This is a genomic window from Yoonia sp. (genome assembly GCF_036770585.1).
Lineage (GTDB): Bacteria > Pseudomonadota > Alphaproteobacteria > Rhodobacterales > Rhodobacteraceae > Yoonia.
In genome coordinates, this window is the sequence record NZ_DAIPIW010000071.1 from 1 (window position 1) to 13254 (window position 13254).

Sequence of the window (13254 nt, forward strand, 5' to 3'; positions counted from 1 at the left end):
CCATCCGTGTCCGGGCGACCGGCAGGATATCCTGCGCGATCAGACGCTGCAGATCACCGAAATATCCACCCGACCGCGCGGGCCGCAACGGATCGGATGTGATCGCCAGCGTCACGCCAAGCTCCGGTGCGACGCAGATGATCTGCCCGCCATAGCCCCGCGCCAGCGCAAAGTCGGCCCCCGCCGCCTGCCCAAGGAACCAACCGTAGCCATATCCCAGCCCCGACCACCGCGACCGCGTTTGCGGCTGGAAAGATTGCGCGACCCAATCACCGCTCAACACCTGTGCATCGCCATAGGTGCCGCCCAAGCGGTAGAGTTCGCCGAAACGGACCATGCCTTCCAGCGTCAGGGCCATCTCGTTGCCGCCCAGATAGCGCCCTTGCGGGTCGCGGACCCATGCGGGAATTTCGATGCCCAGCGGGGTGCCAAGGCGTTGTCGTGTCAAAGTCAGCAGCGATTGCCCCGTCACCTCGGACAGGACCGCCCCCAGCACATGGAACGATCCGGTGGAATAGAGCATCCCCGCGCCCGGTTCCGCCACAAAGGGCCGCGACAGCGCGTTGGCCACCCAGTTCCGGCTGTTCACCCAGCCGCCGTAATTCGCGCCCGATGTCCGCTCCAGCCCGGCCTGCATGGTGACAAGATTGGCCAGCGTGATGTCGGCGACGCGCGCGTCGGCACCCGCAGGGATCAGGCGCGGTGCGACGTCACCCAGACGGGCATCGACCCCCGCGACCTCGCCACGGTCAATGGCCGTGCCCAAAAGGGCGGCGACGACCGATTTCGAGACCGATTTGACCGGCACCGTCCGCGACAGGGCCGGTCCGCGAAAGACCTCTGCAAATTGCGGCTGCCCGTCCTGCCAGAGCATCATCGCGTTGCATTGGTCAAAACCCCGGGCTTTGCCAAGGGCAGCGGCCCAAGGGTCGGTTTGCGCAAGCGCAGGTGTCGCAAGCGCGGCGGCGGCACCTGCAAGCATCGTTCGGCGGGTCATGACTACTTGTGTCATGGGCGCAAAGATAATCGGCGCCGCCCGATTGACCACGCACATTTGCGTGGGTCAGTGGCGGTAGGCCTCGGTCTCGTAGAAATCACGCAAGGTCTGGCCCTTGATGGGGCGAAAGCGGTCCAGTTCCGCAACCCGCAAGATGCGATCGAGGCGGAACATCCGAAAGGCGTCGCGCAATTCGCACCAGCAGACGGCGGTCCAGACCTTGCCCCAGAACCACACGCCAAGAGGCCGGACAATGCGGTCGGTCCCGCGCCCATGTTCATCGGCATAGGTGATCCCGAGCCGGGTCTGCGACTGCGCCGCCGCCTCGAAAGTGTCAAGGTAGTCGCGCCAGTGTCCGCCCGGTATCGGACCCTGCATCGCGTGGACCGCAACCTGCCCCACCTGGGCGCGGGCGGCCTCGGGCAGGACCGCGTCGATCTTGACCAGCGCCTCTTGCGCGGCGGCGGCCATCTTGGTCCCGCCGAAGGCTTGCAGAACCCGCGCACCCGACACCAGCGCCACGATTTCCTCTTGCGTGAACATCAGCGGCGGCAGGTCGTAACCGTCACGCATCAGATAGCCGACGCCCGCCTCGCCCTCGATCGGCACTCCGGATCCGATCAGATGGGCGATGTCGCGGTAAATGGTGCGCGGTGTGACCTCGAGCCTTTCGGCCAGTTGCGCCGCCGTGGTCAGCCGACCGCCCCGCAGATATTGCAGGATCTGGGACAGGCGGTCGGCCCTGCGCATCTAGGACGCGGCCTCGAACAGACCGATGGAATTGCCATCAAGGTCCTTGGCATAGGCAAAGCGGCCCGCCGGAATGGTGATCGGCGGGCTGACAATCTCGCCCCCCGCAGCGGTGCAGCGCGCCATCCCGGCCTCTAGCGCATCGGGCAACGCCAGATGGATCGTATTGCCACCATCCGCCGCAGGCTTGCCGGGGTAGAGATGCGCCCCCGCCGTATTCATCACCCCCCCGAGGTTCGCCATCGGGTTGGGACCGGAATGGTCGATTTCCATCTCGTAGCCGAAGACCTTGCAATAGAATGCCACGGATTTCTCCATGTCGGTGACGGGGATTTCACCCCAGACCATGATATCGCGATCAGCCATGTCTCATCTCCTTTGCTGGTTGATGAGGTGGGTAAACCATACCCCTGCTGACAGCGTTCTGTCAGCATGATTTCAGGAGGGGGCGTTCAGCCCTGCATGATCCAGCCAAGGCCTTCTTCGGTCGTCCGGCGCGGCTTGTATTCGCCCGAGACCCAGCCGGAATAGCCTTCGGCATCCAATTGATCGAAGAACGCCGGATAGTCGAAAGCCTGCCTGTCCGGCTCGCCCCTGTCGGTGATCTGGGCCACCTGCACATGCGCCGTGACTTCGCGCATCCGCGCCCAAGTCCCCAGCACATCGCCGGTGATCTTGGCCGCATGGAAGGTGTCGAACTGCAAGCGCAGATTGGGGGCGGCGATGGTCTCGACGATCTCGCGGCCAAGATCGAATTCGGACAGGAAATACCCCGGCATGGTTTCGCTGTTGATCGGCTCGATGGTCAGGCTTTGATCCGGTGCCTCGGCCACGGCGCAGCGCAGGTTGCGCAGAAGCGTGGCCTTCGCATCGGCCCCCTCGGCCACGCCCGACATGATATGCAGGTGTTTGGCCCCCAGGGTCCGCGCATAACGCAAGGCGCGCGCAAAATCCCTTTCGAACCGCGCCTCAAGCCCCGGAACGGCGGCCCAGCCCTGATCGCCGCCGGTGTAGTTGGGTGGCGGGCAATTGATCAGCGCCATCGGCATCTGATGCAGCGACAGGGCATTCACGATCTCTTGGGCGTTGGTGTCATAGGGAAACAGCACCTCGACCGCGTCGAAACCGGCCTCTGCCGCGGCCCCGATCCGCTCGATGAAAGGACGCTCGGTGAAGAGCCATGTCAGGTTGGCGCAAAACTTGGGCAAAGTGACGCCTAGCCTCCCAGATCGGCCGAGGGGATGATGGGAAAGAACACACCCTGCGACCGCACCCCGAACCAGCGCGTAGCCTCGTGGTCGGCGTGTTCGCCCAACTCCACCAGCCGGTAGAACGACTTGCGGTCGATCAGCGCCTCGAGATTGGCGCGCACCAGCACATAAGGAGAAGGCTCGCCGGTGTCGGGGTCGCGGACCACGCGGATGGGATGATCGGGTCCGGCTGTCATGGTGTCGCCCACGTTGGTTTCGAACACCAGACCGTCACCCTTGCGGTTGAAATCAACGGCGACGAAAGGGGCATCCTCGACGGTGATGCCGACCTTTTCGACCGGAGTGACCAGCACGTAGTCGTCGCCGTCCTTGCGCAGAATCGTCGAAAACAGCTTGACCAGTTCGGCGCGACCGATGGGCGTGCCCATGTAGAACCACGTCCCGTCCCGCGCGATGCGCATGTCGATGTCGCCACAATGCGGCGGGTTCCACAGATGCACCGGCGGCAAACCGCGCTTTTGCGCAGCGCGCGCGCTTGCGGCGATGCTTTCGGCGGAAGGAGTCACAATCTTTTGTGTGGTCATTAATTTTGCCATTGGGTGAGATACGATTATCTGTTGAACTGAACATATAACCCATCCGGAGGAATGTCATGGGCAGCGACGCCGATCTTGTTGCGGAAATCGAAGTGCTCAGCGCCAAGCTGGCAGAGGCTCGCAGCAGTATTTCGGCGCGTTTCATCGGTCAGCCACGGGTCGTGGACCTGACGCTGACGGCCCTGATCTGCGGTGGCCATGCGGTGCTGATCGGTCTGCCGGGCCTTGGCAAGACGCGGCTGGTGGACACGCTTTCGACCGTGATGGGGCTCAGGGGCAACCGCATCCAGTTCACCCCCGACCTGATGCCCGCCGATATCTTGGGCTCTGAGGTGCTTGAGACATCAAGCGACGGCAAGCGCGCCTTCCGCTTCATCGAAGGGCCTGTCTTCTGCCAGCTTCTGATGGCCGACGAGATCAACCGCGCCTCGCCGCGGACCCAGTCGGCCCTGTTGCAGGCGATGCAGGAGAAAGAGGTGACAATCGCAGGCGAACACCGCCCGCTCGGCGTGCCTTTCCACGTCCTTGCCACCCAGAACCCGATCGAGCAGGAAGGCACCTACCCCCTGCCCGAGGCGCAGTTGGACCGCTTTCTTGTGCAAATCGACGTGCCCTATCCTGACCGTGCAACCGAAAAGGACATCCTGATCGCCACGACAGGTGTGACAGAGGCGAAATCGCAAGAGGTTTTCACCGCCGCCGAACTCTTGGCCGCGCAGACCCTGCTGCGGCGGATGCCCGTGGGCGAGCAGATCGTGGAGATGATCCTCGATCTGGTGCGCGCCTGCCGTCCTGCCGATCCGACCGCACCGGACATCATCCGCCAGAACATCAGCTGGGGGCCCGGGCCGCGCGCGGCACAGGCGCTGATGCTGACCGTGCGTGCGCAGGCCCTGCTGGAAGGCCGGCTTGCCCCTTCGGCCGAGGATGTGCGCAAAATGGCCGTCCCCGTGCTTGAACACCGGATGGCGCTGTCATTTGCCGCCCGCGCCCGCGGCGAGACCATCCAGCACGTCATCAACGCCGTCGCAGACCAGATCACTACGGTCACCGCTGCTGCATGACCGAACCGCTCGCCCTCAGGTCCGACGCGGAAGCGCTTGCCGCGCCGCTGCCGCCGCTCTTGGCCGAGGCCGAGCATCTGGCGAGCACGGTCCTTTTGGGGGATCACGGCCGCAGGCGGGCGGGCACAGGCGATACTTTCTGGCAATATCGCCCCGCGCAGGCACATGACGCCGCGCGCGCCATCGACTGGCGGCGGTCGGCGCGGGCGGATGTGAATTTCGTGCAGGAAAAGGAATGGCAGATCGCGCAGTCGGTGATCCTCTGGGTGGATCAGGCGGCGGCGATGGGCTTTGCCTCGGACAAGACCCTGCCGACCAAGGGCCACCGCGCCCGCCTGCTGGGGCTGGCGACGGCGATCCTGCTGGTGCGCGGCGGCGAGCGTGTGGGGCTGACGGGCCTGCGCCTGCCGCCCCGGCGCGGGCGCGGTCAGTTGCGGCGGATGGCGGAACTCTTTTCCCAAGCAGGCGCCGAGGACTACGGCACGCCCGAGGCACAAGGGATGCTGCCCCACTCGCGCGCGCTTTTCATCAGCGACTTTCTCGGCGATATCGCACCCGTCGAGGCGGCCCTGACCCGTGCGGCCGACAAGGGCGTGGGCGGGGCCTTGCTGCAAGTGCTTGATCCGCAGGAAGAGGCGTTTCCTTTCGACGGCCGCACGATCTTCGAAAGCATGACAGGTGCCATGCGCCACGAGACGCAAAAGGCCCGCGACCTGCGCGCCCGCTATCTCGACCGTCTGGCCGAACGCAAGGACCGCCTTGCGATGCTGGCCCGCACCACCGGCTGGCAGTTCCGCACACACCACACCGGCGACAGCGCCGCTGCCGCGCTGTTGTGGCTTTTCGGCGCGATGGAGCATCGGTGCTGATGTTCACGCTTGGCCCCATAGGTTTCACGGCACCCCTGCTTTTGCTGGGGCTGATCGCCTTGCCGATCCTCTGGCTCTTGTTGCGCGCGGTCCCGCCTGCACCGATCCGGCGCCGGTTTCCCGGGGTCGCGCTGCTGCTGGGTCTGGCGGATGAGGACACCCAGACCGACCGGACGCCATGGTGGCTTTTGCTGCTGCGGACGCTGGCCGTGGCGGCGGTGATCCTCGGCTTTGCGGGGCCTGTCCTGAACCCGCAGAACGTGCGCGACGGCAGCGGTGATCTGGTGATCGCGCTGGATGGGTCCTGGGCGGGGGCTGCGAACTGGCCTGCGCGGATGGACCGCGTGGATGCGCTCTTGTCGGAAGCCGCCCGTGCCGACCGGCGTGTCGCGGTGATCAACCTCAACGACCTGCCCAACGACGGGATGCCTTTCGCGGCCCCGACTGACTGGCAGAACCGCCTTGCCAACCTGCAACCGCAACCCTGGCAACCGCGCGACATCGCAGGCTGGTTCGCCGAACAGGATGGCCGGTTCGAGACCTACTGGATCTCCGACGGGCTGGATTGGGACGGGCGCGACGCCCTACTTGATACCCTGCAGGATCGCGGCAACGTGACCGTCTTTCAGACCCCGCGTCAGGTCACCGGCCTGCGCCCCGCGCAATTCGTCGATGGCGAGGTGCTGGTCTCGGCAACCCGGGCACCGATCGGGGCCGAGACCGATGTGACCGTCGCCGCCATTGGCCTTGATCCGGCAGGGGTCGAACGGAGGCTGGCGACCGTGCCCTTGCGCTTTGTCGCAGGCGAGCCCACGGCCGAGACCGCAATGGTGCTACCGCCGGAACTGCGCAACCGGATCACGCGGTTCGAGATCGAAGGCCAGCGCACCGCCGCGGCCATCAGCCTTGCCGATGATGCGCTGCGCCGCCGCGAAGTGGCGCTGATCGCCGGCCGTGTCGACCGCGAAAGCCTCGATCTTCTGTCGCCGCTTTATTACCTGCGCGAGGCGCTGGCGCCGACGGCGGATGTGATCGAAGGACCGCTTGCCGATCTGCTGCTGGCAAACCCCGATGTCATCATCCTTGCCGATGTCGCGCAACTGGCCCCGGCCGAGCAGGACGCCCTGATCGATTGGGTCGAGAACGGCGGGATGCTCTTGCGCTTTGCCGGCCCGCGCCTTGCCGCCTCGGAGGTTGGCCGCGCGAACGAGGACCCGCTGCTGCCGGTCAGGCTGCGGTCCGGCGGACGCTCGGTCGGTGGGGCGATGTCATGGGGCGAACCCAAGGCACTGGCGCCCTTCGCGGAAGACAGCCCCTTCTTCGGCCTCTCCGTCCCCGATGATGTCGAAGTCACATCGCAGGTCATGGCGCAGCCTGACCCGACACTGGCGGATCGTGTGATCGCGCAATTGTCCGACGGGACACCGCTGGTCACGCGCAAACTGTCCGGCGCGGGGCAAGTGGTGCTGTTTCACGTCACGGCCAATGCCGAATGGTCGTCTTTGCCGCTTTCGGGGCTCTTTGTCCAAATGCTGGAACGCCTCGCCGTATCGACCCGTGTCGTGACAGACAACGCCGACGCGCTTGCAGGCACGACATGGTTGCCCAATCAGGTGCTGGACGGTTTCGGAGCTTTGCAGGACGGCAGCGCGCTGCCCGGTGTCTCGGGCGAGGTTCTGGCGACACTGCAGGCCGGGCCGGACTTGCGCCCGGGTCTTTATGATGGCGAAGGACGTCAGTTGGCGGTCAACGTGATCGGGGCCGAGACCTCGTTCTCGGTCGCGCAATGGCCCGCCTCGGTCGTGGTCGAAGGGATGGAGGCCGCGCAGGAAACGCCGCTCAAGGGTTGGCTCTTGGGTGCCGCGCTCTTGATGCTGCTGGCGGATGTTGTCGCCTCGCTCGCCGTTGGCGGGCGGCTGCGGGGACCGCGCGCGGACGTGGCTGCGGCCCTGGCGCTGATGCTGGTCTTCGCACCCGAGGCCGCCCAGGCGCAGGACCGCGACGAATTCGCCCTGCGCGCCACCTCCGAGGTGGTGCTTGCCCATGTCCTGACCGGCGACCCCGCAATCGATGATGTGGCCGAGGCCGGTTTGCGCGGCCTGTCGGACACGTTGTTCCGGCGCACCGCGATCGAACCTGCGGCCCCCATCGGGGTGAACCTCGAAACGGACGAACTGGCCTTCTTTCCCTTCCTTTACTGGCCGATCACCGCCGACCAGCCGCTTCCCAGCCGCGAGGCCTATGCCAAGCTCAACAATTACCTGCGCACCGGCGGGATGATCATGTTCGACACCCGTGATGCGGACACGGCGCGGTTCGGCTCTGCCTCGCCCGAGGGGCGCCGGTTGCAGGCCATGGCCCGGTCGCTGGATATCCCGCCCATCGAACCGATCCCCGGCGACCATGTGCTGACCCGCACCTTCTATCTGCTCCAGGATTTCCCGGGGCGCTACGCCAGCCGCGATGTCTGGGTCGAGGCGGCACCCCCCGATGCCGAACTGGCCGAGGGGATGCCGTTTCGCAATCTCAACGACGGCGTGACGCCGGTGATCATCGGCGGCAACGACTGGGCCCGCGCATGGGCCATCGACGACAGCGGGCGGCGCATGTTCCCTGTCGGGCGCGGCATGTCGGGCGAAAGGCAGCGCGAGATCGCCTATCGCTTCGGCGTGAACGTCATCATGCATGTGCTGACCGGCAACTACAAATCCGATCAGGTGCATGTGCCCGATCTGCTTGACAGGCTCGGCCAATGACGGGGGGCAGCATCATCTTCGATCCGCTGCTGCCGTGGCTTCTGATCTACGCAGCGGCGGCACTTGCGGCGGTGGCGGTGATCCTTGCCGTCTGGCGCCGCCTGCCCGGCTGGTGGCTGCGCGCGCTGGCCAGCCTTGCGCTGCTTGCGGCCCTGACCAACCCGTCGCTTCAGCAGGAACAGCGCGACCCCCTGTCCGATATCGTGCTGGTCGTTGTCGATGAAAGCGCCAGCCAGCGGGTCTCGGACAGGCCGGCACAGAACGCCGCAGCGCTTGCCAATATCGCCGAGGAACTGGCCCGCCTGCCCAATACCGACATGCGGCAGGTGACCCTGCGCGATGCCGAGGGGGACCTTGGCACCACGCTGATGACCGCCGTGACCGAGGCGCTGGCCGAAGAACCGCAGGCCCGTGTCGCGGGGATCATTCTAATCAGCGATGGCCGCCTGCACGATCTGGATCGCGCGCCCGCCCTGCCTGCGCCGACGCATCTTATGCTGACCGGCCAGCCCGATGACTGGGACAGGCGGCTGGTTGTCGAGAACGCCCCCGCCTTCGCCATCCTGGGCGAAGAAGTGAACCTGAACCTGCGGGTCGAGGATCAGGGGGCGGCCCCCGATGCCGTCTCTGTGCCGCTGACGATCGCGATCAACGGTGACACGCCCTTGACCGTGCCCGTGCCCATCGGCGAGACCGTGCGCCTGCCCATCACCCTGCCCCGTGGCGGGATGAACGTTCTGCAATTCACCGTGCCCACCGAGGACGGCGAGTTGACCGACCGCAACAATGCCACCGTCGTCCAGATCAACGGCGTGCGCGACCGGCTGAGCGTGCTTTTGGTCTCTGGCGAGCCCCACCCCGGCGAGCGGACATGGCGCAACCTGCTGAAGTCCGACTCGGCGGTGGACCTTGTGCATTTCACCATCCTGCGCCCACCGGAAAAGCAGGATGGCGTGCCGGTCAATGAACTCTCGCTGATCGCCTTTCCGACGCGCGAGCTGTTCCTTGAGAAAATCCACGACTTCGACCTGATCATCTTCGACCGCTACCGTCGCCGTGGCATCCTGCCCAGCACCTATTTCGAGAACATCGTCGATTACGTCCGGCAGGGCGGTGCCGTGCTGGTCTCGTCCGGGCCCGAGTATGGCGGGGCGGAAAGCATCTATCGCTCGCCTTTGGGCGCGATCCTGCCCGGCGCACCGACCGCGCGGGTGTTCGAGCAGGGCTATACCCCCCTGATCAGCGACCTTGGGCAGCGGCATCCGGTGACCGAAGGGCTGGCCGATCTGATGCCCGGCGCGACCGACGACCTGCCCGGCTGGGGGCGCTGGTTCCGGCTTGTGGATGTGCTGGTCCCCGAGACTGCGACGACCGTGATGCAAGGCTTCGATGATCGCCCGCTCCTGACGCTCGACCGCATCGGCGAGGGGCGCGTGGCGCTGATCGCCTCGGATCATTCATGGCTCTGGGATCGCGGCTTCGAGGGCGGCGGGCCGCAGTTGGAACTGCTGCGCCGTCTTGCGCATTGGATGATGAAAGAGCCCGAGCTCGAGGAAGAGGCGCTTTGGGTCGAACCCACCGGCCAGACCATGCGGATCATCCGGCGCACCTTGGGGCTGGAAACCGGCGATGTGACGATCACCCATCCCGACGGCACCGAGACGGTTCTGTCACTGGACGAGGTCTCGCCCGGACGGTTCGAAGCGATCTGGGACGCGCCGGAAATCGGCCTCTATCGGCTGACCGACGGCACCGAGGACGCGGTCATCGCGCTTGGCCCATCGGCCCCGCGCGAGTTCGAGCAAACCATCGCCAGCGCCGAGGCCCTGACCCCCCTGATCGACAGCACCCTGGGCGGCGTGCACAGGATTTCCGCAGGCGAGATCGATATCCGCACGGTGCGCGAGGGACGTCCCGCCACAGGGCGTGGCTGGATCGGGATCACTCCGCGCGGGGCATTCCGCACCGCCGACATCAGCATCACCCCGATCCTGCCCGCCTGGGCGTTCCTGCTGCTGGCGGCACTTCTGATGGTCGGCGCCTGGCTGCGTGAAGGTCGGCGCTGATGCTGCGCATGGCGCTACGGGTCTTCGGTGCGATCCTGCTGGCGCTGGTCGCGCTGGTCGGTTGCCAGTCGATCCGGCATGGCGGCAACACGCCCCTGCCCGACCCCACAGCCGAAACACTGCGCATCGCGACCTACAACGTGCATTACATCATCCTTGGCCGCGACACCGGCGCCTGGTCGCTTGGCGACTGGGAGCGACGCAAAGGCCCGCTCGATCTGGCCTTCAAGGATATCGCCGCGGATGTGATCGGCTTTCAGGAGATGGAAAGCTTCGGCGGCGGCAGCGTCAACGATGTCAACCTGACGCTGGACTGGCTGCTGGCCAACAATCCCGCCTATGCCGCAGCCGCGGTGGGCGATCCGCGCGACTTCCCTTCGACGCAACCGATCCTCTACCGGACGGACAGGTTGACGCTTGCCGATCAGGGCTGGTTCTTCTTTTCCGACACGCCCGACGTGATCTATTCGCGCACCTTCAACGGGTCCTACCCCGCCTTCGCGTCGTGGGCCTCCTTCACCGACACAGCCTCGGGTCAGGGCTTCAGGGTCGTGAACATCCACACCGATTATGCCAGCCTGTCCAACCGCATCCAGTCCGTCGAGCTTGTCGTGGACCGCATCACCCCGTGGATCGCAGCTGGCGAGACGGTCTTTGTGATCGGTGACCTGAATGCGCGCCTCGGGGATCAGGTTGTCGGGATCCTTGCGGCAGCGGGTCTGGACTTTGCACCTGTGGAAGGGGCGACGTTCCATTTCAACCGCGGCATCAACCTCTTTGCCGCGATCGACCATATCGCAGCGGCGGGTGACGCCTCGCTTGCCGGGCCACCTTTCGTCGTGCGCCAGAAATATGACGGGGAATGGCCGACCGATCATTATCCGGTTGTCGCCGACTACAGGCTTGGCACCGCCCGCTAGCGGGGAAGATTGCGGGCTTGCCAATCGCACAAATTGGTAATATCTTTTTACCAATCATTCGATCAGGGGGAGTCGCCACATGGAAATGCCCGTACCCAACGCATCGGTCCTGTCCCGCAAGGACCAGATCGTCGCGCGCCTGAAAGAGGTGCTGCCCGCCGATGCCGTGATCTTCGACGAACGCGAAACCCGCGCCTATGAATGCGACGCCCTGACCGCCTACAAATGCCCCCCGCTCTGCGCGGTCCTGCCTGCGAACACGGCCGAGGTCTCGGCGGTCCTGAAAATCTGTCACCAGATGGGCGTGCCCGTGGTGCCGCGCGGCTCTGGCACCTCGCTTGCCGGGGGCGCGCTGCCGACCGCCGACAGCGTGATCCTTGGCGTCGCCAAGATGAACGGCGTGATCGAGACGAATTATGCCGACCGCTACATCAAGGTGCAGACCGGACGGACGAACCTGTCGGTCACGGGCGCGGTCGAGACGGACGGTTTCTTTTACGCCCCCGACCCCTCGAGCCAGCTGGCCTGCGCGATTGCGGGGAACATCGCGATGAACTCGGGCGGGGCGCATTGCCTGAAGTATGGCGTGACCACCAACAACCTGATGGGTGTGACGATGGTGCTGATGGACGGCACCGTCGTGGAACTGGGCGGCGCGCATCTGGATGCGGGCGGGCTGGACCTTTTGGGGGTCGTCTGCGGGTCCGAAGGGCAGCTTGGCGTCGTGACCGAGGCCACCTTGCGCATCCTGCACAAGCCCGAAGGCGCGCGGCCCGTTCTGATGGGATACGACAGTTCCGAAGTCGCCGGACAGGTCGTCACCGACATCATCAAGGCGGGCATCCTGCCGGTCGCCATCGAATTCATGGACCGCCCCTGCATCGAAGCGACCGAAGCCTTCGCCAAGGCGGGCTATCCGATGTGCGAGGCATTGCTGATCGTCGAGGTCGAAGGCTCTGACGCGGAAATCGACGCGCAATTGAAATTGATCATGGATATCGCGCAAAAGCATAACCCCGTTGAATTGCGCGAGGCCAAGGACGCCGACGAGGCAGGCCGCATCTGGCTGGGCCGCAAGTCCGCCTTTGGTGCGATGGGGCAGATCAACGACTACATGTGTCTGGACGGGACGATCCCCGTCTCCGCGCTGCCTTTCGTGCTCAGGCGGATCGGCGAGATGTCAAAGGAATTCGGCCTCGACGTCGGCAACGTCTTCCATGCGGGCGATGGCAACATGCACCCGCTGATCCTGTTCGATGCCAACAAGCCCGGCGATCTGGAAAGGTGCGAGGCTTTCGGGGCCGAGATCCTGAAACTCTGCGTCGAGGTGGGCGGCTGCCTGACCGGCGAGCATGGTGTCGGCATCGAAAAGCGCGACCTGATGAACGTGCAGTATGATCCGGCCGACCTCGAGGCGCAGATGGCGATCAAGGACATCTTTGATCCCGCATGGCTGCTGAACCCCGCCAAGGTCTTTCCGCTGGCCACCTCTGACACGCGGCGCGCGGCTTAGGGCCTGCGCGGCTTTCCCAACGATAAAAGACCACAAGAAGGACGCCATGACGCCCAAGACGGAAGAAGAGCTTGCCCAGATGATCGCGGGGGCGAATGGCCCCTTGCGCATTCAGGGCGGCGGGACACGGGCCATCGGCCATGCCATGGGCGAGGTGCTGAGCACCAGCGCCCTTGCCGGGATCAGCCTTTACGAACCCGGCGCGCTGACGATTGTTGCGGGTGCCGGAACCCCCGTCGCCGAGATCGAGAAAACACTGGCGGCGGAAAACCAGCGCCTTGCCTTCGAGCCGATGGATCACCGCGCGCTTTTGGGCACCACAGGCACCCCGACGCTGGGCGGTCTGGCGGCGGCCAATGTCTCGGGCCCGCGCCGGATCAGCGTCGGGGCCTGCCGCGATTTCATGCTGGGTGTGCGTTTCGTCGATGGCGCGGGCACCATCGTCAAGAACGGCGGGCGCGTGATGAAGAACGTCACCGGCTATGATCTGGTCAAGCTGATGGCGGGGTCTT

Annotated in this window: 12 protein-coding genes; 7 read left to right on the forward strand and 5 right to left on the reverse strand. The window is 65.5% G+C overall.

All coding sequences use genetic code 11. The features are described from left to right. The 5 genes from V7N12_RS11520 to V7N12_RS11540 all read right to left on the reverse strand — a co-directional run. On the reverse strand, window positions 1–997 hold a 997-nt coding region (locus tag V7N12_RS11520), incomplete at its 3' end, for a serine hydrolase domain-containing protein (protein WP_333714713.1). A gap of 66 nt (window positions 998–1063) precedes the next feature. After that, a complete protein-coding gene (locus tag V7N12_RS11525) occupies window positions 1064–1747 on the reverse strand; it encodes a helix-turn-helix transcriptional regulator (protein ID WP_333714714.1) in 684 nt (227 codons plus the stop codon). Next, on the reverse strand, window positions 1748–2113 hold the full coding sequence (locus tag V7N12_RS11530; protein WP_333714715.1) for a VOC family protein: 366 nt from the start codon (window positions 2111–2113) through the stop codon (window positions 1748–1750). It lies immediately after the preceding gene. 86 nt (window positions 2114–2199) lie between these two features. Further along, window positions 2200–2955 carry a hydroxypyruvate isomerase family protein gene (locus tag V7N12_RS11535; protein WP_333714716.1) on the reverse strand — a complete coding sequence of 252 codons (756 nt, stop codon included), beginning with the start codon at window positions 2953–2955 and terminating at the stop codon, window positions 2200–2202. Between the two features lie 8 nt (window positions 2956–2963). After that, complete coding sequence (locus V7N12_RS11540; RefSeq protein WP_333714717.1) at window positions 2964–3542, reverse strand: DUF1285 domain-containing protein; 579 nt, start codon at window positions 3540–3542, stop codon at window positions 2964–2966. A gap of 68 nt (window positions 3543–3610) precedes the next feature. On the opposite strand from V7N12_RS11540, the gene V7N12_RS11545 reads away from it, so the two are divergent. From V7N12_RS11545 to V7N12_RS11575, 7 genes are all read left to right on the forward strand, one after another. Continuing rightward, window positions 3611–4618 (forward strand): AAA family ATPase, encoded by a 1008-nt coding sequence (locus V7N12_RS11545; RefSeq protein WP_333714718.1) that lies wholly within the window; start codon window positions 3611–3613, stop codon window positions 4616–4618. Then, entirely contained in the window at window positions 4615–5487 is an 873-nt protein-coding gene (locus V7N12_RS11550) for a DUF58 domain-containing protein (RefSeq protein WP_333714719.1), read from the forward strand. The genes V7N12_RS11545 and V7N12_RS11550 overlap by 4 nt, the downstream gene beginning before the upstream one ends. Then, the gene (locus V7N12_RS11555) at window positions 5487–8243 is read left to right on the forward strand and encodes a DUF4159 domain-containing protein (RefSeq protein WP_333714724.1); all 2757 of its coding nucleotides are present in this window, start codon (window positions 5487–5489) and stop codon (window positions 8241–8243) included. Before V7N12_RS11550 ends, V7N12_RS11555 begins: the two co-directional genes overlap by 1 nt. Next, complete coding sequence (locus tag V7N12_RS11560) at window positions 8240–10309, forward strand: hypothetical protein (RefSeq protein WP_333714720.1); 2070 nt, start codon at window positions 8240–8242, stop codon at window positions 10307–10309. The genes V7N12_RS11555 and V7N12_RS11560 overlap by 4 nt, the downstream gene beginning before the upstream one ends. Then, entirely contained in the window at window positions 10309–11229 is a 921-nt protein-coding gene (locus V7N12_RS11565) for an endonuclease/exonuclease/phosphatase family protein (RefSeq protein WP_333714721.1), read from the forward strand. Before V7N12_RS11560 ends, V7N12_RS11565 begins: the two co-directional genes overlap by 1 nt. A 79-nt stretch (window positions 11230–11308) precedes the next feature. Continuing rightward, window positions 11309–12742, forward strand: a complete 1434-nt coding sequence (locus V7N12_RS11570) for an FAD-linked oxidase C-terminal domain-containing protein (protein ID WP_333714722.1) — start codon at window positions 11309–11311, stop codon at window positions 12740–12742. Window positions 12743–12788: 46 nt separating this feature from the next. Then, window positions 12789–13254, forward strand: a 466-nt coding sequence (locus V7N12_RS11575; protein ID WP_333714723.1) for an FAD-binding protein, incomplete at its 3' end; no start/stop codon positions are given.